Source organism: Frigidibacter sp. SD6-1 (assembly GCF_030143255.1).
In the GTDB taxonomy this organism is placed as follows: Bacteria; Pseudomonadota; Alphaproteobacteria; order Rhodobacterales; family Rhodobacteraceae; genus TMP-24.
Window position 1 is genome coordinate 199,578 of sequence record NZ_JARJNR010000005.1, and the last position, 22,535, is coordinate 222,112.

Genomic DNA, 22,535 nt, shown 5'->3' on the forward strand with positions numbered 1-22,535 from the left:
GACTGCGCGGTTTCGGCTTGCGTCGCGGGGCCTATCCTCATTAGCTAAACGCTAATGACAGAGAGGGCGGCAGACATGGCATCCAACGATCCGAAACGGACCCTGACGCTCCGCGACGTGTCCGAAGCGTCGGGCGTTTCGGAAATGACGGTCAGCCGTGTCCTCAGGAATCGTGGCGACGTCAGCGAGGCGACGCGCGAGCGTGTGCTCGAGGCCGCTCGCCAGCTCGGCTATGTGCCGAACAAGATCGCGGGCGCGCTCGCCTCGCAGCGGGTGAACCTCGTGGCGGTCATCGTGCCGTCCTTGTCGAACCTCGTCTTTCCCGAGGTTCTGGGCGGCATATCGGAGGTTCTCGAAGACACGGGCCTGCAGCCGGTCTTCGGCGTCACCAATTATTCCGGCGAGAAGGAAGAGGCGGTCCTGTACGAGATGCTGTCCTGGCGGCCGTCGGGGGTGATCGTCGCGGGGCTGGAACATTCGCCCGCCGCCCGCGCCATGCTGGAAAATTCGGGGATCCCGATCGTCGAGATCATGGATGTGGACGGCGAGGCGATCGACAGCGTCGTGGGGATTTCCCACAAGCGCGCGGGGCTAGAGATGGCGCGCGCCATAGTGACGGCGGGCTACAAGCGCATCGGCTTTCTCGGCACCAAGATGCCGCATGACCACAGGGCGCGGAAGCGGCTTGAAGGGTTCGAGGCAGGGTTGGCCGAAGCGGGGATCGAGCTTGCGGACCGCGAATTCTATTCCGGCGGCTCGGCGCTTCTGAAAGGGCGCGAGATGACGGAGGCGATGCTGAAGCGCACGTCGGACCTCGATTTCCTCTATTACTCCAACGATATGATCGGGGCTGGCGGCCTCTTGTGGTGCTTGGAAAAGGGTCTCGACGTGCCGGGCAAGATCGGGCTCGCCGGTTTCAACGGCGTCGACCTTCTGGACGGTCTGCCGCGCCGTCTTGCCACGATGGATGCCTGCCGCCGCGAGATCGGCCGTCAGGCGGCGCAGATCATCGCGGGTCACGGCCATTCCGAAACGATCGGCGGCGAGCGGGTGGAACTGACCCCGGTCCTGCAGCCCGGCGATACGATCCGTCAGGTCTGACGCCTCAGGATATAGATATCCATGATCCAGCCATGACGCGCCCGCGCCTCGGCGCGGGTGGCGACGATCCTGTCGGCCACATCGGACAGCGGGCCGGACAGCGTGATCTCCTCCGCCATCCCCACATAGGCGCCCCACCAGATCGTCACGCCAGTCGGATCGACAGACCGGAAGGAACAGTCCCCGTCCAGCATGATCGCCAGCGTATCCGCACCCCGGGGCCAGCCCTGCTCGCGCAGCCGCCTGCCGGTGGTGACGGTGAAGGGAGCGCCGATCTCGTTGATCGGCATGGCATGCGCTGCGGTCAGCGCCTGAAGCGAGGTGATGCCTGGAATGACCTTGATCGTCAGTGGAAGGCTGCGCCCGACGCGCTCGGCGATACGCAGCGTGCTGTCGTAAAGCGACGGATCGCCCCACACGAGCAGCGCAACCCGGCCCGATGAGCCGATTTCGCCAAGAATAGTATCTTTCCAGACGAGAGCGATGGCATCGTGCCAGTCGTCCACCCGCGCCCGGTAGCTTTGTGTGGCCTCGTTCCGCACCGGCAGGTCGAACTCGGCGATCCGTGTCGCGGGGTTGGTGACGACATCCGCGACGATTGCCCGGCGCAGTTCGGCCAGATCGGCCTTGGTCTCGCCCTTGCGCGGGATCAGGATCAGATCCGCGCTGTTCAGCGCCTTGATCGCCTGAAGGGTCAGATGGTCGGGGTTGCCGGTGCCGATACCGATGAGAATGAAGTCGAGCATGGGGTCCCCGCCAAAGAAAACGCGGCCCGCAATCGGGGCCGCGTCAGAGGTTCACGCCGCGACGTTCAGGCGGCCTGGTGCAGACGACGCTCGAACAGACGGCCGCCGGTGAGGTCCCGCAGCGACTTCGCAGCTGCAAGGACCGCCAGGTCGGCCAGAGGCTCGATCAGGATGACCATCATGTAGGCAGCGCCAAAGCTCGTCACCGCAGCGATATTGGCCGCGCCGAAGCCCTGGCCATAGAAGGCCCAGAAGCCGACCCAGGCCACGACGCCGCCCTGATAGGCGGTCGACAGTGCGAGGGCCTGCGAATAGCGCAGGTCGACATAGGCCGTATCCGGCGCGATGATCCGCTTGGCAAGCATTTGCAGCGCAAAGAGCGGCACGAGGATCGTGGTGACGTTCATGCCGTATTGCGGCAGATCGAACGGGGCGAAGAACAGCCCCTGGACAAGAAGACCCAAGGCGAGGCCGAGCGCCGCCGGCGCGGCCCCGAACATCAGGAAGAGTGTCGATCCGAGGATGAAGTGAACCTCCGAAACACCGACCGGGAAGTGCGGCAGGACCTGGAAGAAGGCGAAGACCAGTGCGGTGGCTATGGCCGTGCGCCCGATGACCGACGGCACGCCCACGGCGCGCATGGCCTTGTAGGCTTCACGGAAAGTCAGGCCACCCGCGGCGGCGGCGGTGGCGTAGCTCAGCACGATCTTCGCGCCGTCGACGATACCCGGTTCGATATGCATTTGATCCTCCTTCATGCCGTCACACCCGACGGCTGTCGCGTTTCACTCCCGCACGGCCGGTCTCCTGACTCGCGGGTCGAAGCGATGCTTTCCGCCTTCCCGGGGCGTCTGCCCCAGTGGCTTCGTGGAAAGCCGCTCGCCGCTTACAGTCGCGGGGGCGGTTGGGGCTCCGGGTGCCGCCTTTGGTCCACCCTTCCCCATTCCCGTTTCAGCCCCGGACGCTTCGCGCCTTGGGGCACCGTACGAGAACCATCTGCGCCCGGAAGGCCCACAGGGTCAAGGCTGAAAGCGTCGGCAAGACGGCACAAAACGACCCTCATCCCGCTTCCGTTCACAAATATCCCCGGGGGAGCGCGAGGGGGCTGGAGGCCCCCTCGCACGGGTCGGCCCGCCGCAGGCGGGTCGACAATTATCCCGGTATCCGCGCGATCGCCTTCAGCCTGAGCCCGCCCAGCACCCGCGCGTCCGGAAAAGTGCCGTCGGCCGAAGCCAGACAGAGCCGCGCGAAGGCTTCGATCTCGGCCAGGTCCGCCTCGGTGATCTCGCCGAACAGATAGGCCACCTTGCCCGGCGCCCGGAAGGCAAGCGTCGAGGGCCGCGCGCAACCCGACATGCAATCGACCTCCCGCACCGCAACGCCCAGCGGCTCAAGCCGTTCGCGCACCCGCTCCGCCAGCCCCGCCCGCCCGGCCGGGCAGGAGGCGCAGATGGTCGCCGCCGTGCTCATGGCTCGGCGAGCGGCCCGATCAGGATCAGCGCGGGCCCGTCGGCCGCCTCCTCGGCAATCAGCCGCTCCATCGAGGCAAGCGTACCGCGCACCAGTTTTTGGGCCGGGGTAGAGACGCTTTCGGCCAGAAGCGCCGGCGTCCCGGGCGACAGGCCCGCCGCCGTCAGCCGTCGGCAAAGTTCCCCGAAGGTGCGCTTGCCCATGAAGATCACCGTGGTCGCCGTCGCATCGGCCAGGGCCGCTATGTTCAAATCCTCCGGCAGGGCGCCCGTCACATCATGCCCCGTCACGAACTGCACCCGCCGCGCCGTCAGCCGACGCGTCAGCGGAATGCCCGCCGCCGCCGCCGCCGCCATGGCCGACGTGACGCCCGGGATGATCTCATAGCCGATGCCCGCTTCCCGGCAAGCGATGATCTCTTCCTCGAGCCGCCCGAACAGACCCGAATCCCCCGACTTCAGCCGCACCACCCGCGCGCCCGACCGGGCGTAATCGACCAGCAGTCGGCTCACATGATCCTGCTTGGGCGAAGGCCGCCCCGCCCGCTTGCCTACACCCACCAGATCGGCGCCGTCACGCGCATGGGTCAGAATCGGACCCGAGGAGAGGTCATCAAACAGGATCGCGTCGGCCTTCTGCAGCCGGTCGACGGCCTTCAGCGTCAGAAGCTCGGGATCGCCCGGACCGGAAGAGACGAAACTGACAAAGCCGCTCATGTCGCCTCCGCGATCAGGTGAAAGAAGGTGCCGGTGGCCAGCCCCCGGCGCGATCCGGTCTCGGCGACCGGCTCCCCGGTCGCGTCCAAGACGGTGGCGAGCGTCCTATCCGGTTGCTCGAGGATTGTCGAATAGTGGAATTCGTGGCCCCTGAGGCGCGCGCCCGCCGGATAACCCGGCACAGGCGCCTGCAGCGTCGCCATCCGGTAACCCAGATGCATCCGCCGCTTCTCGTAAGAGGTGACAAGCCCCAGAAGCCCCGCCATCCGGTGGCGCAGGCCGTCCTTGTCGACGATGGCCTCGCCCATCGCCATATAGCCCCCGCATTCGCCATGCACGGGCCGGGTCTCGGCGAAGGCCCGCAGCCCGTCCCGGAAATGCTCCGCCGCCGCCAGCCGCCCGCCATGCAGTTCCGGATAGCCGCCGGGCAACCAGCAGCAATCAGCCGTACCATCCGGCGCTTCGTCGGCCAGCGGCGAAAAAGGCAGGACCTCCGCCCCCGCCCGGCGCCAGCCGTCGAGCAGATGCGGATAGACGAATGAAAAGGCCGCGTCCCGCGCCAGCGCGATCCGCTGGCCGGGCGGCGCGACCGCCAGCGGCGGCCCGGAAAGCCCCGTCGGCGCCGCTGCGGCAATCAGCGCATCCAGATCGACATGTTCGGCCACGAACGCGCCCGCTTCGCTGATGATCCGGTCAAGCTCCGGCGTCTCCTCGGCCTGCACGAGGCCGAGATGCCGCTCGGGCATCTCGATCGAGGCCCGGCGCGGCAGGGCGCCGAGAACCGTGATCCCCGCCGCCGCCATGCCGCCCCGCACCAGAGCCTCATGCCGGGGCGAGGCCACACGGTTCAGCACCACCCCTGCCAGCCGCACCCCCTCGCGCATCATGGCAAACCCCCGCGCCACCGCTGCCGCCGACTGCGCCTGACCCGAGACATCAAGGACCAGAACCACCGGCCAGCCGGTCAGCGCCGCAATATCCGCGCTCGCCCCGGTTCCGGCCTCGCCCGCGCCCGCCACCCCGTCGAAAAGCCCCATCGACCCTTCGGCGAGGATCAGTCCGGCGCCCGCGGCCTCGCCGATCAGCCCCGCAATGCGCGCCCGACCCATCGCCCAGCTTTCAAGGTTCCACGAGGCCCGCCCCGAGGCCGCGCGATGAAAGGCCGGGTCGATGTAGTCGGGCCCGTTCTTGAACGGCTGCACCACCATGCCCCGCGCCCGAAGCGCCGCCAGCAGACCCAGCATCAGCGTCGTCTTTCCCGTCCCCGAGGCGGGCGCCGAAATGATCAGACCGGGCGGCATCATCACCTATTCCCCACTTTCTGTCCGGAAATACTCCAGGGGGTCCGGGGGACAGCGTCCCCCGGCGGGTCGGCCCGCCGCAGGCGGGACGAAATGAAGACGCCTCTCACGAGACCTCCGGAAAGCGCGGATCGGTGCCCACGGGCCGATAGCGGCGGTCGTAATCGCCTGCGTAGAGCCTGCTTTCGTCGAAAGCCTCCGCCCCGATCGAATGGCCGACGAAAATCAGCGCCGTCCGCTCCATCTCGGCCCCGATCGCGGTCCGCAATGTGCCAAGCGTCGCGCGCACGATGCGCTGATCGGGCCAGGTCGCGCGCCAGATCACCGCGACCGGGCAATCGGCGCCGTAATGCGGCGTCAGTTCGGCCACCACCTCCTCCAGCACATGGATCGACAGATGGATCGCCAGCACCGCACCGGTGCGGGCGAAAGCCTCCAGGCGCTCTCCCTCCGGCATCGCCGTCGCCCGGCCCGAGGTCCGGGTCAGCACCACCGACTGTGCAACGCCGGGCAGCGTCAGCTCTGCCCCGAGCGCCGCCGCGGCGGCGGCGAAGGACGGCACGCCCGGCGTCACATCATAGGGAATGCCAAGCGCGCGCAACCGCCGAAGCTGCTCGCCCATCGCCGACCAGACCGACAGATCACCCGAATGCAGCCGCGCAACATCCTTGCCCTCGGCATGCGCGGCGGCAATCTCCGCGATGATCTCGTCCAAGGACAGGGGCGCGGTATTGACGATCCTCGCACCCGCCGGGCAGTGCGACAGGATCGCCTCCGGCACCAGCGAGCCCGCATAAAGGCAGACGGGCGAGGCCGCGATCAGGTCGCGGCCCCGGAGCGTGATCAGATCCGCCGCGCCCGGTCCCGCGCCGATGAAATGCACCGTCATGCCTCGTCCCTTTCCGCAATCGCCGCCGTCGCCAGCCCGTCGCCCGACACCACGCGCGGCCCCAGAAGCCGCGCGCCCGGCCCGCAGGCGGCGAGCGCCGCCGCCTCGGCGACCGATCCTGTTCCGAATCGTTCGGCGACCTTCGCCGAACGGGTCAGCGTCGCCTGCGCCGCCAGATCCGCACGCCCGACCGCCACGAGAGGCAACCCGAGCGTTTCGGCCAGGTTCCGGGCAACCGGCGCTTCGGCTTTTCCCTCCGCAGTCGCCAGCAGCGCCGCACCGCCGCCCGCTCGCGCCAGCGCATCCTGCAGCGAGGCGACCGTCGCCGCCCCGCGAAAACCGAAGCCCGCGACCCTCATCTCTCGACGCTCCATTGCACGACCGGTCGAGCAGGGACCCAGCCGCGCAGCCGCCCCAGCGGCGCCGCCGCGGCTAGCTCGATCCGCAGCAATTCGCCGCCAAACCGGGCCTGCGCCGCGATCAGCACCGCCTCGGAGTCCAGCGTCACCGCATTGGCGACGATCCGCGCCGCCTGTGGGATCGCGCCCAAAACAGTCTCTATTCCCGCCAGATCAACGCCGCCACCGATGAAAACCGCATCCGGCGCGGGCAACGTGCCCAGCCTCTCGAGCCATTCACCCGTCGTGACCTTAAGCCGGTGCTCTATCCCGAAAGCTGACGCATTCCGCCCGATGATCGCGGCCCGGTCGTCGCGTGCCTCGACCGCATGGGCAGTGGCTGCCGGCGCCGCCAGACACCATTCGACCGAGATCGATCCCGATCCCGCCCCGAGATCCCAAAGAACCTCGCCCGCGCGCGGCGCCAGCGCCGAAAGCGCCAGCGCCCGCACCGGACGCTTGGTCATCACCCCGTCGGTTTCGAAGAGATCGTCCGGCAGACCGGATGATCGCGGCAGGCCGCGCGCGCCCTTCACCTCGATTGCGAGCGCAACCGGATGGGCCACGTCGCTCAGCGCATAATCCCGGGCCGTCGTCCGCCTGACCCGCTCGCGCGGGCCGCCGAGCGCTTCCAGCACGGTCAGGCTTGACGGACCGAACCCGCCGTCGGTCAGGCTGACCGCCATGTCGGACACCGCCGCGCCGTCTCTCATCAGGCAGATCAGCCGCTGGCCGCGCGACAGGACCTGTCGGACCCGCTCGAGCGGCGCCGCATGAAGGCCGAAGCACAAGCTTTCCTCGATCCGCCAGCCCAGCCGTGCGGCGGCATGGGAAAAGGTCGATGGCGCCGGATGGCAGGTCCATTCGCCGGGCGAAAGCGCCTGCGCGAGGCTGCCGCCCGCCCCGAACCAGAACGGGTCGCCCGAGGCCAGCACCACCACCTTCCGGCCCTTTTCAGCCAGAACAGAGTCTATATTGAACGGCACCGGCCAGTCGCGGCCGCGCGCCCGAGCGCCGACCAGTGCAAGGTGACGCGGCCCGCCGAAGATCACATCGGCCGAGGCAAGCGCGGCACGGCTTGCCTCGGACAGGCCCGCCGGTCCATCTTCGCCCAACCCGATGATCGTCAGCCAGGGATCAGACATGACGCGCCTCCTCATCCTCGGCGGCACCACGGAAGCCAGCGCCCTCGCCCGCGCCGTGGCGGCGACAGAGATTGCGGCGATCTTTTCCTACGCCGGGCGCACCGAATGCCCCGTCACCCAGCCCCTGCCGACCCGGGTCGGCGGCTTCGGCGGCGTCGATGGCCTTGCCGCCTACCTGCGCGACGAACGGGTCACCCATGTCATCGACGCCACTCACCCGTTCGCCGCGCAAATGAGCCGGAACGCCGTCGAAGCCTGCGCCGGCACCGGCGTCCAGCTGTGCGCGCTCGAAAGGCCAGCCTGGATGGCGGGCCCCGGCGACGATTGGTACCATGTCCCCGACATCACGGGCGCCGTCACCGCCCTGCCAGACGATCCGGCCCGGGTCTTTTTGGCCATCGGCAAGCAGACCCTGGCGCCGTTCGCCGCGAAGCCCCAGCACCACTACCTCTTGCGTCTCGTCGATCCGCCCGATGGCGCGCTGCCGCTTCCTGATGCCCATGCCGTGATTGCCCGTGGCCCTTTCAGCGAAGCGGGCGACCGCGCTCTCATGCGCGATCACCGCATCAGCCATGTCGTCGCGAAGAACGCGGGCGGCGCGGGGGCCGCGGCCAAGTTGCAGGCGGCGCGCGCGCTCGGCCTGCCGGTGATCCTGATCGACCGGCCGACGGTGCCGCCCCGGCCCGTGCGCGCAACGGTGGCCGAGGTGATGGGCTGGATTGCCGATCATCCCGCCCGCCTCGGGGAATAGACCCAGCGTCCAACACGTCTTGTATCTTCGTTTCCGACGATGACCATCGTCCGCATGTCGGCCATATCTGCCGTCGCCTCGTCCAGCCGAACGGTCCTGAGCGCCTCTTCCGCCGTCGTCACCGCGCGGGCGAACGAGACCAGCACATGGCCCGGCAGCTCCGCGCGCAGGATGTCCAGCACCCGTTCGAACCGCCCGGGTCGCGAGGCGGCGCGCGGGTTGTAGAAGGCCATGGCAAAGCCGCCCTGCGCGGCAAGGCGCAGGCGTTTCTCGATCAGGTCCCAGGGCTTGAGGTTGTCCGACAGGTTGATCGCGCAGAAATCATGGCCCAAGGGCGCGCCCAGCCGCGCCGCGGCAGCCAGCATGGCGGTGATGCCCGGCAGGATTTCGATGTCGAACGCATCCGGGTCGGACCGCGCCTCCAGCGCTTCGAAAAGCGCCGCCGCCATGGCGAAGACGCCGGGATCGCCGGACGAAACGACGACAACCCTCCGCCCCTCGGCGGCCATATCCAGCGCATGGTTCGCGCGGTCGATCTCGACCCGGTTGTCCGACGGATGCAGCCTCAGCCCCGGCCGTTCCGCCACTCGTGCGACATAGGGAATGTAGCCCACCACATCGGTCGCGTCAGCCAGAGCTGACCGCACCTGGTCGGTGACCATCGCCTCATCCCCGGGACCAAGCCCCGCGACCTTCACCCATCCGCTCATGGCCGACGCCCCTGTCCATGCACGACGACGATCGAGAAATAGGGGACCTTCTCCGGCACCTGCGCCAGCCGATGCACCTTCTGGTCGGGCATCGTGCCGCGTTCGACCAGCCAGGCATCCGCCAGCCGCCCCGCCGCCGTCAGGGCCCGTTTCAGCTTGTCGAGGTTGCGGCCGATCTTCATCACCACCAGCGCGTCGGTTTCCCGCGCCCGCGCGGTCAGGTCGGCCTCGCTCATCGTCGCGGTGACAACCGTCAGCACGTCGTCGCCCCAGGTGATCGGCTCGCCCGTCGCCGTCCAGCAGCCCGACATGCCGGTGATGCCGGGCACGATCTCGACGGCGCAGCGTTCGCGCAGGCGGGTGTAAAGGTGCATGAAGCTGCCATAGAAGAACGGGTCGCCCTCGCACAGCACCAAAACAGTCTCTGTTCCGGCCAGATCGCACAGTTTCTCCGCCCAGAGGTCGTAGAACCCGGCCATGACGCGGTTGTATTCGGGGTCGGAGAAATGGATCTCGGTCGTGACCGGATAATCCATCGCATATTCTGTCGCATCCGCACGCAACATCCCCTCGACGATGCGTCGCGCCTGGCCCTCGTAGCCCTTCTTGCGGAAATAGGCGACGTGCGCCGCCCCCCGCACCAAACGGTCAGAGCGCACGCTCATCAGCTCCGGATCGCCCGGGCCGAGGCCCACACAGATGATGCGCCCGCCGCTCATTCCTTGCGACTCGCAAGCGCGTTGACCGCGGCAACGGTGATGGCGGACCCGCCGAGGCGGCCCTTCACGATGACCGACGGGGCGGGCAGGTCCTGCATCAGCGCATCCTTCGATTCGGCGGCACCGACGAAGCCCACAGGGCAACCGATGATGGCGGCGGGGCGCGGGCAGGCGGGGTCTTCCAGCATGTTCAGCAGGTGGAAAAGCGCGGTCGGCGCATTGCCGATGGCGACAACGGCGCCTTCCAGATGCGGGCGCCACAATTCCAGCGCGGCGGCGGAGCGGGTGTTCTTCATTTCGGCCGCAAGGGCAGGCACCTGCGGGTCGTGCAAGGTGCAGATGACCTTATTATCCCTCGGCAGGCGGCTGCGGGTGACGCCTTCGCTGACCATGCGCGCGTCGCACAGGATCGGTGCGCCCGCCTCCAGCGCGGCGCGCGCGGTGTTCGCCATGCCGGGAGAGAAGCGGACATGCGCTTCCAGTCCGACCATCCCGGCGGCATGGATCATGCGGACGACGACAACCTCTTCTTCGGGCGTGAAGCGGGCAAGGTCGGCCTCGGCGCGGATGGTCGCGAAGCTTTCAAGGTAGATGGCGGCGCCGTCGGTCTGGTATCTGTGGGGCATCTGTCTACTCGGAGAGGATGTCAGGGGTCAGCGCCTCGGGGACGAGGCCGGTCAGGGCGGGCGGATCGGCGGCAATGCCGCTCCGGATCAGGTCGAAGGTGCCGCCGGGTCTGCCGACAAGCGTCAGCGCGGCAGGGCCGGGATGGGCGCAACCCTTGGCACAGCCCGAAACATGGAGCCGCCGGCCCGGGGCAAGCGAGGAGCCAAGCGCCCGCGCCACCGGGCGCGTTGCGACGAGCGCCTGCGGACAGGCGGGCGCGCCGGTGCAGGCGACCACCTTCAGGCGCGGGTCGTCCGGCGCGGTGATCAGGCCGGAAATACCGGGCGCGCGGGCTGCCCCTTCGATCAGGAACATGCGCCAGGGCGTGGCGCGCAAAGGGCCCGAATCGGCGAGGATAGACAAGGTTTCGGCCGTCAGCTGGCCAAATTCGAAGCCGACGAGAATGCCTTGGGCCAGAGGCCCCGGCACGGGGGCCGGGGCGGGTGTTCCGACGGCCTCGGCAAGCGTGAATTCCGGGGGAAGCCCCGCTCCACGCGCAAGATGCGCGGCCATCCGGCCCCGGCCGCCGGGCGCGCCGCCGCTTGCCAGGAACCACTCTGCCAGACGCAGGGCGATCGCGGCGGCCGTTTCCTCTGTCGCCGCCGCACCCCGGCTTGCGCCATCGGCCCGGACGACCAGACCGCCCATGGCGCCCTGCTCGATCCGGATATCCGCAGAGATGTCGCGCAAGACCGGCAGCGGGCCGCAATCGACGGCATAGCCGAACTTGGCCGGCGTCCGGGGGGCATCACCCGCCGCAAGCGCCTCGGTCAGGGCCCGGGCGAGGTCGGTGGCGCCGTCGCCATCGCGCCAGAGAGGGGTCACGACGATATTGCGCCGCGCCTCGGCCTCGGTCGACGGGTCGATGAGGCCAAGGGCGCGCAGCCCCTCGATGAGCGCGCCATGCGCCGCCTCCGCCACCCCGCGCAACTGCACGTTGGCGCGCGAAGAGAGGTCGATCAGGCCGTTGCCATGGCGTGCTGAAAGATCGGCGATGCCCTTCGCCTGCACCGGCGTCAGGCGCCCGCCGCGCGGACGGATGCGGACGACGAGCCCGTCACCCGACATCATCGGGCGAAGTGCGCCCGGGCACCATCCTTTGATTTCAGGCGACATAGACACGGTTTTCATGCCCGTGCCTCCATCGAGGCCGCAATCGAATTGCGGCGCGTGATCCAGAGGCCCGCGTCACGCAGCGCGGCGAAACGGTCGCGCATGGCCTGAAGGGCCATGGGATTTTCGCGTTCCATGAACGCCACCAGATCGTCACGGCCGAGCGTCGCATCGTGGTAGAGGTCGAACAGATGCGGCGGGACGGCGCGGGCGAGATGCGCGAAGGCAGCGAGGTGATCGAGCGTCGCGGCAATCTCGGCGGCACCCCGGAAGCCATGTGCCATCATGCCGCTCGCCCAGCGCGGATCGGCGGCGCGTGACCGGACGACGCGCGCGACCTCTTCGGGCAGCGTCCGGGCGCGGGGCCGGTCGGGTTGCGTGGCGTCAAGGTGATAAAGTGCCTTCTGCGCCCCGCCCAATCGGGCGACGGCGGCGGCAAACCCGCCCTCATGCGCAGCATAGTCCGAAGCCAGGAGAAGATCGCTTTCGGCCAGGTCCTGGACATGAACGAATCCGTCCGCGCCTTTAACGCGCGCTTCCAGCGCTTCGCGAACGCGTTGCGCGTCGCCGGTCCCCACCGACCATTCGGAGCCGGCAAGCCAGGCTTCTCCGGCGCGGGCCTGCCCGCCATCGGAATAATCCTCGATCGCCTCGCCCATTGACAGGCCGTAAAGGCCGGGCTTCGGGCCGAAGACGCGCGGGCTTGCCGCGAGATAGGGGTTGTCTTCAGCCGTTTCCTCTCGCTGGCCGAGCGCGGCGGCAGCGGCCTCGAACAACTGGGCGAGACCCGGAAAAACGTCTCTGAACAGGCCCGAAACCCGCAAGGTCACGTCGATGCGGGGGCGGCCGAGCAGGGCGAGTGGCACGATCTCGAAGCCCGAAACCCGCTCTGACCCCGCGTCCCATTTCGGGGCAAGGCCTGCCAGATGCAGCGCCATCGCAAACTCCTCGCCCGCCGTGCGCATGGTCGCGGACCCCCAGAGGTCGATGACCAGCGACCGCGGCCAGTCGCCATGGTCCTGCAGATGCTTGCGCAGAAGTTCCTCGGCCAGCTTCACGCCCTGGGCATGGGCGGCGCGCGACGGCACGGCGCGCGGATCGGTGGTGTAGAGGTTCCGTCCTGTCGGCAGCACGTCCGACCGGCCACGCGCGGGCGAACCGGACGGCCCGGCCGACACGCGTCGTCCGCCGAGCGCGGCCCGAAGTCCTGCCCGTTCTTCCGCGCCGCATTGGCCGGTGCCGAAGACATGCAGGCCCTCGCCGAACTGGCTTTCCTTGACGTCGCAGACGAACCGGTCGATGCGGGTGATTGCCTCGGCCGCCGAGGCATCTCCGGGTATCCCCAGGTCATCCTCGACGCCCGAGGCCCGGGCCTCGTCGCGCACCGCGGCGATCAGCCGGTCGCGCCGGGCGGGGTCGAGGCCGTCGGCAGTCGAATATTCGTCCAGAAGCCGTTCGAGGCGGATGAGATTTTCCGGCACAGCGCTCGCGACCATCGGCGGGGGCAGGTGCCCGATGGTGACGGCACCGATCCGCCGCTTGGCCTGCGCCGCCTCGCCCGGGTCATTGACGATGAACGGATAGATCACCGGCAGGTCGCCGGTCAGCGCATCGGGCCAGCAATCGGCCGACAGGGCGACCGACTTGCCGGGCAGCCATTCCAGCGTGCCGTGCGCACCGATGTGGATCAGCGCATGCAGGCCCTGGGCGCGGAGCCAGAGGTAGAAGGCGACGTAGGAATGGCGCGGCGTGCGGGAAAGGTCGTGGTAGTCGTCACCCCGTGTCGCCACCTCTCCGCGTTCGGGTTGCAAAGCGATGAGCGCCGTGCCGCGCCTCAGCGCGGCAAAGCGAAGAGCGTCCCCCTCGACCAGAGGGTCATCCTCTGGCGCGCCCCAGGCGTCGTGAAGCGCCTGCCGCAGCGAGGCAGGAAGCGCGGAAAGAGAGTCTGCATAAGCCGAAAGCGGCCAGTCCAGCCGCTCGGTCAGGAGGTGCTGACCAAGGTCGGCGCCGGTCGGGGTCACATGACCCCGCGCGGTGGACTCCCCGAGAATCGCCTCGGCTGACGCGAGCGCATCGAGGCCGACGGCATGGGCCAGTTGGTGCGCCTTGCCGGGATAGGTGGAGAGCACGAGTGCCAGCTTGCGGTCGGCGGGCGACGTGGTCGCCAGCCTGTGCCAGCCCGCCACCCGGCCCGCGACCGCCGCCACACGGTCGGGATCGGCGCGGTGAGCGAAGCGGGAATATTCAAGATCGGGATCGCGGGCGCCCGGGCTCTTGAAGCTGACGATGCCCGCGAAGATGCGGCCATCGACCTCGGGCAGCACCACATGCATGGCGAGGTCTGCGGGCGACAGGCCACGGTCGGAACTTGACCAGTCTTTCCGGCGCGCCGTCGAGAGCGCCACCTGAAAGACCGGGCAGCCGGTGGCGTCCAGGGGCGAGGGTTCGCCGTTCGCGCCCCTGGCCGAGAAGGCGGTGGCATTGACGATGGCCGCCGGCTTCAGGCGGGCCAGTTCGGCGGCAGTCCAGGCCGAGGCGGCAGCATCCTTGAGGCTCGTGGCAAAAAGCCCGATCGCGGCGAAACCGCGCTCCTCCAGCGCCGCGATCAGCGCGTCGACCGGATCGGTGTCGGCTGCTGTGAGGTAGGAGCGGTAGAAGGTGACGATGGCGAGCGGGCGAGGAGGCCCCGGATCAGGTCCGGGGCGGGTAGCCGCGTCGGGCGTCGCGACGACGCCCTTGCCGGGCCGGTAGAAGCCGAAGTCGGGCACGGTCTTTTCGCCGATCACCGGCCCGGCGTAGAGACCCGCCGCCAGCGAAAGCTGCTGCAACGCTGCCTGCGCCGCCACCGCCCCACCCTGATCGCAGAGATGCTGCAGGCGGCGGAGCGTGGAAACCGGCAGGGTCGAGAGTTGGTCGAGACGCTGATCCTCGCGCCCGTCGGCGGGCAGGACCGCAAGCGCGATCCCCTTGCGACGGGCGAGGTCCTGCACCTGCGCGAGGCCGTAGGGCCAATAGCTTTCCCCGCCTATGAGCCGGATCAGGATGCCCTTCGCGCCGGACAGGGTCTGTTCGGCATAGGTATCGACGGACAGAGGATGTTTCAGGGCAACTAGGTTTGCGAGTCTGACCGTAGGATGGGCAATATTGCCCATCCTACGGGCGCGATGCCAGCCCGCCGCGAAAGCGCCAAGGTCACTGTCGGAAAAGGACAGGACCACCAGATCGGCCGGGGATTGCCCCAGATCGACCGGGGTTTCCGTTTCCTCCAGCCCGTGGCTTTCGCGGAAGACGACATGCATGGGTCAGACCGCCGCAGCAGGGGCCGGACGTGCCCCCCCACCCCATCCCTCCCCCACGAGGGGGGAGGGAGGTGCCTTGCGATTGATCTGCGCGCCCTGTCTCACCGGTTCAGGCCCCCAGCACGGCACGAATGGCGTCCATATCCACATCGTCATGTTCGCCGATGACAACAAGCTTCGAGGCGCGGGTTTCCGTCCCCCAAGGCCGGTCATATTGCGCCCGCACGCGTTCGCCCACAGCCTGCACCAGCATCCGCATCGGCTTGCCCGCGACGGCGACATAGCCCTTCACCCGCAGGATGTTCTGCTCGCGCGCCAGGCGCACGATGGCCGCCTTCAGCGCTTCGGGGTCGGTCACCTCGGGCAGGTCGATGACGACAGTGTCGAAATCGTCATGTTCGTGATCGTCGTGCCCGTCATGATGCGAGGGGCGCGCGGCAAGGTCATCCTCGGCCGCGGCATTGAGCCCGAGAATCAGGCGCGGGTCGATCCGGCCTTCTTCCATCGCGACAATCGGCAGTTTGCGCGGCGCTTCCGCCTCGATCACCGCGCGGGCGGCTTGGAGGCCCGCCTCGCCGGCGAGATCGGCCTTCGACAGAAGCACGATGTCGGCACAGGAAATCTGGTCCTCGAACACCTCGGACAGCGGGGTTTCATGGTCCATGCTGTCGTCGGCTTCGCGCTGGGCCTGCACGGCCTCCTCGTCCGGTGCGAAGCGGCCCGCCGCCACCGCCTCGGCATCGGCAAGCGCGACGACGCCGTCGACCGTGATCTTCGAGCGGATCGCGGGCCAGTCGAACGCCTTCAGAAGCGGTTTCGGCAGGGCAAGGCCCGAGGTTTCGATCAGGATATGGTCGGGGCGCTGCGGCAGCGCCATCAGCGCCTCGATCGTCGGGATGAAATCGTCGGCCACCGTGCAGCAGATGCAGCCGTTGGCAAGTTCCACGATATTCTCGGCCGGGCAATTCTCGTCCGCGCAGGATTTCAGGATATCGCCATCGACGCCCACGGTGCCGAATTCATTGACCAGAACGGCAAGACGCTTGCCTTGCGGGTTCTGCATCAGATGGCGGATGAGCGTTGTCTTGCCCGCGCCGAGAAAGCCGGTGATCACGGTGACGGGGATTTTCTGCAGATCGGTCATTCGGCGGGCTCCAAGGGGGGAATGCGGGCAAGCGACTGCTTGCGGAAAATGACGGGCCGTTCGCGCCATGGCACAACCCCGTCGGGGGCGTTGGCATAGGCGGCGGCGCCAGTCAGGATGTCGGCCACATGCAGGTCGGGGTCCATATGGCCATAGACATAGGCCCAGCGGCCGGGGGCAGAGAGCGCGATGCTGCACCCATTGTCGCAGGCCGACAGGCATTCGACGCCGCGGATCACCACGCCTTGGGGCGCGCCAGTGGCCTCGAGTGCCGCATAGAGCGCGGCCCCCGGGCGTAGCTCGCCTTCAGACGCCGATCCCCGGCGACAGGTCAGACAAACGGAGAGCGTGACGGTCACGCGGGCCTTCCTCTCGTTTCGGCGGGGGAATGACCCTGCGAGGGCGGTATACGCCCGAGCCGGTCGCGGAACACCCCGTCCGCCCTTCTTCTCTCGTCCTGCTGGCAGGTCTCCCGGCTTGCGGAGCGGGGCCTGTCACCCCCTGGTTCCCGCCTTCCCGGGCTTATGCCCAGTGGCCTTGGAACCTCTCCGGTCACGGTCGCGGGGGCGGCTGCGCTTCGGGATCGCGCGCCTGACGGTCGCATTCCCTGTCGCATTCCCTCTTCGCCTGTCATAGGACAGGAACCAGCAATGCCCACCCTGTGGGCCAAGCCCGCAAAGCTGTCAAGCACGGGAAGGGACCATGACCGACGCGAAAACGACGGATACGATCCACGAGGCCCAGCGCCATGCCGTGAAGATGGCCAAGAAGAAGGCCGCGCGCGACAAGATCATGGCGACGAAGGAAGGCGAGAAGGGCCTGATCATCGTCCATACCGGGGCGGGCAAGGGCAAGTCCTCTTCGGCTTTCGGCATGATTCTGCGCTGCATCGCGCACGAGATGCCTTGCGCCGTCGTCCAGTTCATCAAGGGCGCCTGGTCCACCGGCGAGCGCACGCTGATTGAAGCCAACTTTGGCCACCTCTGCCAGTTCCACGCGATGGGCGAGGGTTTCACCTGGGAAACCCAGGACAAGGAGCGCGACATCGCCGCCGCGCGGAAGGGCTGGGAAAAGGCCAAGGACCTGATCCGGGACGAACGGAACCGGATGGTACTTCTCGACGAGATCAACATCGCGCTGCGCTATGACTACCTGCCGGTGGGTGAGGTGGTCGCGTTCCTGACGACCGAGAAGCCACCGATGACCCACGTCGTCCTGACTGGCCGCAACGCCAAGGAAGAGCTGATCGCCATCGCCGATCTGGTCACCGAGATGACGCTGGTGAAACATCCGTTCCGCTCGGGGATCAAGGGCCAGAAGGGCGTGGAGTTCTGATGCAGAGGCCGGGGGGCCAGCCCCCCGGACCCCCCGGGATATTTTAACCACAATGAAAGGAATTCGTGGTGAATCATCTCTTACGGTACAGGCTGGGAAGCCGATGACCGTCCACGGTGAAGACACCCCGTCTGTCCGGTTCATACCGCACGAGGCGGGGTGTTCCTTTTCCTGCTCTTCTTCATCGTGGCGCAAATATCCCGCAGGGGGTGCGGGGGACGCGAAGTCCCCCGCTTGTGCGGGAAGGGCGCGGCTCTGACATGCCGGTTCTGTCTTTCGATCTGGTCGTGTGGGATTTCGACGGCGTGCTGAACCGCAATAGTCGGCAGGGTCGATTTGTCTGGCAGGAGAGGCTGCGCGCCGATCTCGGGCTCGATCCGGAGGGGTTCAACCGCTTCGTTTTCGGCTCGGAACGCATAGGCGGCGTCGTCCGTGGTGAGAGCGACCTCCGCGAGGTCGTGGCAGGATGGCTGGCCGGACAGGCCGTTGCGGTCGATGTCGACGACTTTCTTGATTACTGGTTTGCGCATGATGCGCTGCCCGATCCGGACATCGGCCCACTCCTCGATCTTTGCCCCGGCCGCAAGGTCATCGGCACCAACAACGAGGCGCGGCGCGCGTCATATATCGAGGATGTCATGGGCTTTGGAGCCCGCGTTGAGAGGGTCTTTGCATCGGGGCGGATGGGCGTGGCAAAGCCCGATGCGGGATTCTTCGCAGAAATCGAGGATTGGGCGGGCGTTCGGCCCGCCAGAATTCTTCTCATCGATGACAGCGCGTCCAACATCGCTGCGGCGCATCGGTTGGGCTGGCAGGCCTTTCACTTTACCGACGGAACCCGGCATCGGTTGTCCACTGTTCTGGGGATCGGCTGATGGCGCGGGCCTTGATGATCCAGGGCTGCGGCTCGAATGTCGGCAAGTCGATGCTGGTTGCGGGCCTTTGCCGGGCGGCGCGGCGGCGCGGCCTTTCGGTCGCGCCCTTCAAGCCGCAGAACATGTCGAACAACGCCGCCGTCACGGTGGACGGCGGCGAGATTGGCCGGGCACAGGCGCTGCAGGCGCTTGCTTGCGGGCTGGAGCCGCATACGGACATGAACCCGGTGCTTCTGAAGCCCGAGACCGACGTGGGTGCGCAAGTCGTGGTGCAGGGGCGGCGGCTGACGACCGTCAAGGCGCGGGACTATGCCATCCTGAAGCCGCAGCTGATGGGCGCGGTTCTTGAAAGCTTCAACCGGCTGAGGGCCGCCCATGATCTGGTCATCGTCGAAGGCGCGGGCAGCCCGGCCGAGGTGAACCTGCGCGCGGGCGATATCGCCAACATGGGTTTCGCCCGGGCGGCCGATGTGCCGGTCATCCTGACCGGCGACATAGACCGTGGCGGCGTGATCGCCCAGATCGTCGGTACCCAGTCGGTGCTGGATCCGGAAGATGCCGCGTTGGTCGCGGGCTTCCTCATCAACAAGTTCCGGGGCGATCCGCGCCTGTTCGACGATGGCTACCGGCTGATCGAGGACCGTACCGGCTGGCGCGGCTTCGGCGTCCTGCCCTGGTTCGGCGAGGCGGGGAAGCTGCCCGCCGAGGACGCGCTGGACCTGTCCGGCAGCCGAGGCAGCGGTCTGCATATTGCCTGCCTCGCGCTGTCGCGCATTGCCAATTTCGACGATCTCGATCCGCTGAAGCTGGAACCGGGTGTACGTCTGACCATGGTGCGGGCGGGTGCGGTACTGCCCGCCGACGTGGACCTGCTGATCATCCCGGGTTCGAAGTCGACGCGCGGCGATCTGGCCTTCCTGCGGGCGCAGGGCTGGGACGTGGACATCGCCGCCCATGTCCGGCGCGGTGGCCATGTGCTGGGCATCTGTGGCGGATATCAGATGCTCGGCCGCCTGATCCGCGACCCGGAGGGCATCGAGGGCGCGGCGGGCGATAGCGAAGGCCTCGGGCTGCTCGATGTCGAAACCGTGATGACCCCCGACAAGCGCCTGACCCGCACAAGCGCCCTTCACGCCGCAACGGGCGCGGCAATGGAAGGCTACGAGATCCATATCGGCCGCACCGAGGGGCCCGATCGCGCCCGGCCCTTTGCCCGTGTGGCGGTCCAGCCCGAAGGCGCGGTCTCGGCCGATGGGCGGATCATGGGTTCCTACCTTCATGGCATGTTCACGGGCGACGCCTTCCGCGCGGCCTTTCTCGAAAGGCTCGGCGCGCCCTCATCGCTCGGCTATGGGGCCGAAGTCGAGGCGGTTCTGGACAGGCTGGCCGACCATGTCGAGGCGCATCTCGACCTGGCGGGCCTTCTTGCGCTGGCGCGCTGAAGCCGTGCTCACCTTCTGTCCCGAAATACGCGGCATTATGTATCAATCGCACCAGCCCGAGGGATGAGCGATGATTAGGACGTCGCTGCTATGTCGCGGAGTTGCCCTCGTCATCTGCGCCCATCTGCTTGAAGCGCAGTTGTTCGGCGGAACCCATGCTAAGCCTAATTCTAGTTTCTCTTCTTTTCCCCCAAACGTCCTTGTATGTGATCAGTCCGGAAAACCAGATTGCGTGGGTCCCCTTTTCGATGCCGTCGATGAGCTCTTGGCTCATCACGATCTGGCTCGCGTAGGGCCAGTGGTATTCGTGGCTAGCTCCAAGCTCTCCGCCGTTCGTGAGGCCGTCATCCATCACGGAAAGGCTTTCATTCAGCGGTTTTGGTCCGAACGCAATCGTTTGCCTCATGCTAACGCCGTATGCCGGAGTTTGACCGCTATTCTTGACAGACAAGGTGAGCGTCAACTTGTCGCCAGGGCGCTCCCATTCACACTTCATGGCCTTAACCCCGATGTAAGCCCTTACCTGCTTCATACCAATGTCGCGGGTAACTTCGACCGCAGCGACGGCGGCGCGGTTGGCCTGCCAGGTCAGCCAAAGCGTGATCAACAGCAAGACCGTACCGATGCCGACGAGGCCTGTGGAGTAGAACGCGTAGTCCCGCATATCTTGCGTGGCGACGTTCATCTCCTGTGCAGCCGTGTTCATTCCTTGCTGGGCGGCAAGGTCCGCTATCTCCCTTTGGCGGGCTTCTTCTTCGCCGCGTTGGCGGGCATCGGCGGCGGCATGATCCTCGATAATTTCAACAGGGAAAGGAAGTGGAAGCGCTTGGGATGGGCGTTGCTCCTGCTCGGCTTGCCCCTCTGGTTTTGTTGCTTTTTCTTCGGCTTGCCCTAACGAGGCAATCAGTCCAAGTGCAACAGCGATGATCCAAGAGCGGAGAGGCATTGCAACAAAAACGCCGCCGTGAACTTCCCTCGGGATAGCTTATTGCGGACGTTCACTTCCTTTTCTTCGATTCCCATTGCGGCGAGCTTCTCCACAAGTTGAGCGTATGTCACGCCCTTTCGCTTTAGCTCCGCCTTCAACAGGTTAGCGGCCTTGGTTTCCCACTCCGTCTGGTCGGGCATGTATCACCTGTATAGCAAAAAGTAACGCTTGTGATACATATGCCCTTGCAAGCAGTACGTCAACGCACTATATCCGATACATACGTAACGGATATGATGACAATGGCCCAACATTTCCTTCTCTCAGCCGCCGCCCGGACGCTCAGCCTTCGCAAGATTTACCGCGATGGCGAGGAAGCGGCCTATGAGACATTCTGCAAGATGCGTTGGGCCGAAACCGATGGCGAGGCCGTTTGCCCCGATTGCGGTTGCACCGAAACCTACAAGATCGCCACGCGCCGCAAGTTCAAATGCAAGGCTTGCCTGCGTCAATTCTCAGTCACGTCTGGCACGATCTTCGCCAGCCGCAAGATGGCCTTTGTCGATCTTCTCGCGGCGATCTGCATCACCGTGAATGCCACCAAGGGTCTGTCCATGTTGCAGCTGAGCCGCGATCTGGATTGCCAGTACAAGACGGCTTTCGTGCTGGCCCACAAGCTGCGCGAGGCGATGGCGCTTGAAGTGCAGACCGGCGAAGTACTGGACGGGCATGTTGAGATTGATGGCGCCTATTTTGGTGGTCACATTCGCCCAGAGAACCTGAAAGAGGATCGCGTTGACCGTCGCCTGAAAGAGCACCAGACGGGCAAGCGCCGCGTCGTCATCGTGATGCGCGAGCGTCTTGGCCGCACGCTTCCCAAGGTCGCCATGGCGGAAGCCGAAGGCGTGGCGCTGGTCCATGAGAACGTGGGCCGTATGGCCACCCTGTCAGCCGATGAAGCCTCGCATTGGGATATGCTGCACGATGGCTGGCCAGTTGATCGCATCAATCACTCGCTGGCCTACAGCGACCACGGCAAGCACACCAACTGGGCGGAAAGCTATTTCTCCCGCCTGCGCCGCATGGTGCAGGGCCAGCATCACCATGTCAGCCCGAAGTACCTGCACCAGTACGCGAACCAAGCCGCGTGGCTGGAAGATAACCGCCGTACCGACAACGGATCGCTGGCCTATGGGCTGGTGGTGAACGCGATGCAGTCGCCGGTCAGCCGTGCGTGGAAGGGCTACTGGCAGCGGGCGGCGTGATAAGCACAACGGCTTGTATGGGGGGAATCGGGAACACCTAGACTCTGCGGCGTAACATATGATATTGCAAAAAATTGGAGCGGTCAGGGTTGCACCCCTGCCGCTCCGATTTAGCAACCCCGGTCGTCGATGGACCGAAGCAATGTGATCACCCTTGCCTTTTGGCATAGGCTGCCCGCAGGGTCAAGTCCATCGGCGACCTTCCAACCAAGGAAACGCCAACATGGCAAACTTCATCGTTACCTATGACCTCAACGGGCCAAATCCGTCTCACAAGAAAATGGATGAGACCATTTCTCGCGTGGCGGCAAAGTATGGCCGGGTGTTAGAAACAGTATGGTGGCTTGACTACGCAGGCACCGCTGCGGGTCTTCGTGATCATCTGAAATCCATTCTTGGGCCAGAGGATCTTCTATTGGTGATCGAGTGTAAGAGTGCGGCATGGACCAAGCTCCTTGTGTCTGATCAAGCATTCAAAGACGCCTTCAATAAGGCGGCGTAAAGCCCTCGGCCTGGCCCTTC

Annotated in this window: 24 protein-coding genes and 2 riboswitches; of the genes, 7 read left to right on the forward strand and 17 right to left on the reverse strand. The window is 66.7% G+C overall.

What is annotated here, in order from left to right; genetic code table 11:
- Positions 1 to 75: 75 nt before the first annotated feature.
- Complete coding sequence (locus P0645_RS11190; protein ID WP_284164660.1) at positions 76 to 1,101, forward strand: LacI family DNA-binding transcriptional regulator; 1,026 nt, start codon at positions 76 to 78, stop codon at positions 1,099 to 1,101.
- Here the strand turns inward: P0645_RS11190 and cobF are convergent.
- The 8 genes from cobF to cbiE all read right to left on the reverse strand — a co-directional run bounded on the left by cobF (position 1,092) and on the right by cbiE (position 7,766).
- The gene (gene cobF, locus P0645_RS11195; protein ID WP_284164661.1) at positions 1,092 to 1,847 is read right to left on the reverse strand and encodes a precorrin-6A synthase (deacetylating); all 756 of its coding nucleotides are present in this window, start codon (positions 1,845 to 1,847) and stop codon (positions 1,092 to 1,094) included. The two genes, P0645_RS11190 and cobF, sit on opposite strands and share 10 nt — an antisense overlap.
- 65 nt (positions 1,848 to 1,912) lie before the next feature.
- On the reverse strand, positions 1,913 to 2,590 hold the full coding sequence (locus P0645_RS11200) for an energy-coupling factor ABC transporter permease (protein WP_284164662.1): 678 nt from the start codon (positions 2,588 to 2,590) through the stop codon (positions 1,913 to 1,915).
- A gap of 37 nt (positions 2,591 to 2,627) precedes the next feature.
- Positions 2,628 to 2,848, reverse strand: a riboswitch (cobalamin riboswitch).
- A gap of 151 nt (positions 2,849 to 2,999) precedes the next feature.
- Positions 3,000 to 3,317 carry a DUF1636 family protein gene (locus P0645_RS11205; protein ID WP_284164663.1) on the reverse strand — a complete coding sequence of 106 codons (318 nt, stop codon included), beginning with the start codon at positions 3,315 to 3,317 and terminating at the stop codon, positions 3,000 to 3,002.
- Positions 3,314 to 4,033, reverse strand: coding sequence for a uroporphyrinogen-III C-methyltransferase (cobA, locus tag P0645_RS11210; protein WP_284164664.1), 720 nt, complete (start codon positions 4,031 to 4,033; stop codon positions 3,314 to 3,316). Before cobA ends, P0645_RS11205 begins: the two co-directional genes overlap by 4 nt.
- Entirely contained in the window at positions 4,030 to 5,337 is a 1,308-nt protein-coding gene (locus tag P0645_RS11215) for a cobyrinic acid a,c-diamide synthase CobB (protein WP_284164665.1), read from the reverse strand. The genes cobA and P0645_RS11215 overlap by 4 nt, the downstream gene beginning before the upstream one ends.
- 103 nt (positions 5,338 to 5,440) lie before the next feature.
- On the reverse strand, positions 5,441 to 6,223 hold the full coding sequence (gene cobM, locus P0645_RS11220) for a precorrin-4 C(11)-methyltransferase (RefSeq protein ID WP_284164666.1): 783 nt from the start codon (positions 6,221 to 6,223) through the stop codon (positions 5,441 to 5,443).
- On the reverse strand, positions 6,220 to 6,582 hold the full coding sequence (locus P0645_RS11225) for a cobalamin biosynthesis protein (protein ID WP_284164667.1): 363 nt from the start codon (positions 6,580 to 6,582) through the stop codon (positions 6,220 to 6,222). The genes cobM and P0645_RS11225 overlap by 4 nt, the downstream gene beginning before the upstream one ends.
- Positions 6,579 to 7,766, reverse strand: coding sequence for a precorrin-6y C5,15-methyltransferase (decarboxylating) subunit CbiE (gene cbiE, locus P0645_RS11230; protein WP_284164668.1), 1,188 nt, complete (start codon positions 7,764 to 7,766; stop codon positions 6,579 to 6,581). Before cbiE ends, P0645_RS11225 begins: the two co-directional genes overlap by 4 nt.
- On the opposite strand from cbiE, the gene P0645_RS11235 reads away from it, so the two are divergent.
- On the forward strand, positions 7,765 to 8,517 hold the full coding sequence (locus tag P0645_RS11235; RefSeq protein ID WP_284164669.1) for a cobalt-precorrin-6A reductase: 753 nt from the start codon (positions 7,765 to 7,767) through the stop codon (positions 8,515 to 8,517). The genes cbiE and P0645_RS11235 overlap by 2 nt on opposite strands.
- Here P0645_RS11235 and cobJ read toward each other — a convergent pair.
- From cobJ to P0645_RS11270, 7 genes are all read right to left on the reverse strand, one after another.
- Positions 8,493 to 9,227, reverse strand: coding sequence for a precorrin-3B C(17)-methyltransferase (cobJ, locus tag P0645_RS11240; RefSeq protein WP_284164670.1), 735 nt, complete (start codon positions 9,225 to 9,227; stop codon positions 8,493 to 8,495). The two genes, P0645_RS11235 and cobJ, sit on opposite strands and share 25 nt — an antisense overlap.
- The gene (locus P0645_RS11245) at positions 9,224 to 9,946 is read right to left on the reverse strand and encodes a precorrin-2 C(20)-methyltransferase (protein ID WP_284164671.1); all 723 of its coding nucleotides are present in this window, start codon (positions 9,944 to 9,946) and stop codon (positions 9,224 to 9,226) included. Before P0645_RS11245 ends, cobJ begins: the two co-directional genes overlap by 4 nt.
- A complete protein-coding gene (locus P0645_RS11250; RefSeq protein WP_284164672.1) occupies positions 9,943 to 10,572 on the reverse strand; it encodes a precorrin-8X methylmutase in 630 nt (209 codons plus the stop codon). Before P0645_RS11250 ends, P0645_RS11245 begins: the two co-directional genes overlap by 4 nt.
- 4 nt (positions 10,573 to 10,576) lie before the next feature.
- Positions 10,577 to 11,743 carry a precorrin-3B synthase gene (gene cobG / locus P0645_RS11255; protein WP_284164673.1) on the reverse strand — a complete coding sequence of 389 codons (1,167 nt, stop codon included), beginning with the start codon at positions 11,741 to 11,743 and terminating at the stop codon, positions 10,577 to 10,579.
- Positions 11,740 to 15,024, reverse strand: coding sequence for a cobaltochelatase subunit CobN (cobN, locus tag P0645_RS11260; protein WP_284164674.1), 3,285 nt, complete (start codon positions 15,022 to 15,024; stop codon positions 11,740 to 11,742). Before cobN ends, cobG begins: the two co-directional genes overlap by 4 nt.
- Before the next feature lie 109 nt (positions 15,025 to 15,133).
- Positions 15,134 to 16,168 (reverse strand): cobalamin biosynthesis protein CobW, encoded by a 1,035-nt coding sequence (gene cobW / locus P0645_RS11265; RefSeq protein WP_284164675.1) that lies wholly within the window; start codon positions 16,166 to 16,168, stop codon positions 15,134 to 15,136.
- Positions 16,165 to 16,527, reverse strand: a complete 363-nt coding sequence (locus P0645_RS11270; protein ID WP_284164676.1) for a DUF1636 family protein — start codon at positions 16,525 to 16,527, stop codon at positions 16,165 to 16,167. The genes cobW and P0645_RS11270 overlap by 4 nt, the downstream gene beginning before the upstream one ends.
- A gap of 86 nt (positions 16,528 to 16,613) precedes the next feature.
- A riboswitch (cobalamin riboswitch) is annotated at positions 16,614 to 16,832 on the reverse strand.
- 38 nt (positions 16,833 to 16,870) lie between these two features.
- Between P0645_RS11270 and cobO the strand changes: the two genes are divergently transcribed.
- The 3 genes from cobO to P0645_RS11285 all read left to right on the forward strand — a co-directional run bounded on the left by cobO (position 16,871) and on the right by P0645_RS11285 (position 19,820).
- Positions 16,871 to 17,503 carry a cob(I)yrinic acid a,c-diamide adenosyltransferase gene (gene cobO / locus P0645_RS11275; protein WP_284164677.1) on the forward strand — a complete coding sequence of 211 codons (633 nt, stop codon included), beginning with the start codon at positions 16,871 to 16,873 and terminating at the stop codon, positions 17,501 to 17,503.
- 260 nt (positions 17,504 to 17,763) lie between these two features.
- Positions 17,764 to 18,378, forward strand: coding sequence for an HAD family hydrolase (locus P0645_RS11280; protein WP_284164678.1), 615 nt, complete (start codon positions 17,764 to 17,766; stop codon positions 18,376 to 18,378).
- Positions 18,378 to 19,820: a cobyric acid synthase gene (locus tag P0645_RS11285; protein ID WP_284164679.1), complete on the forward strand. Its 1,443-nt coding sequence runs from the start codon at positions 18,378 to 18,380 to the stop codon at positions 19,818 to 19,820. The genes P0645_RS11280 and P0645_RS11285 overlap by 1 nt, the downstream gene beginning before the upstream one ends.
- An 88-nt stretch (positions 19,821 to 19,908) precedes the next feature.
- Here P0645_RS11285 and P0645_RS11290 read toward each other — a convergent pair whose 3' ends face one another.
- Both P0645_RS11290 and P0645_RS11295 read right to left on the reverse strand, forming a co-directional pair.
- Positions 19,909 to 20,766: a DUF8453 domain-containing protein gene (locus P0645_RS11290; RefSeq protein WP_284164680.1), complete on the reverse strand. Its 858-nt coding sequence runs from the start codon at positions 20,764 to 20,766 to the stop codon at positions 19,909 to 19,911.
- A complete protein-coding gene (locus P0645_RS11295) occupies positions 20,724 to 20,948 on the reverse strand; it encodes a DUF6471 domain-containing protein (protein WP_284164681.1) in 225 nt (74 codons plus the stop codon). Before P0645_RS11295 ends, P0645_RS11290 begins: the two co-directional genes overlap by 43 nt.
- 102 nt (positions 20,949 to 21,050) lie before the next feature.
- On the opposite strand from P0645_RS11295, the gene P0645_RS11300 reads away from it, so the two are divergent.
- Together P0645_RS11300 and P0645_RS11305 are read left to right on the forward strand one after the other, a co-directional pair.
- Entirely contained in the window at positions 21,051 to 22,013 is a 963-nt protein-coding gene (locus tag P0645_RS11300; RefSeq protein WP_284164682.1) for an IS1595 family transposase, read from the forward strand.
- A gap of 223 nt (positions 22,014 to 22,236) precedes the next feature.
- Positions 22,237 to 22,515 carry a hypothetical protein gene (locus tag P0645_RS11305; protein ID WP_284164683.1) on the forward strand — a complete coding sequence of 93 codons (279 nt, stop codon included), beginning with the start codon at positions 22,237 to 22,239 and terminating at the stop codon, positions 22,513 to 22,515.
- Positions 22,516 to 22,535 lie beyond the last annotated feature (20 nt).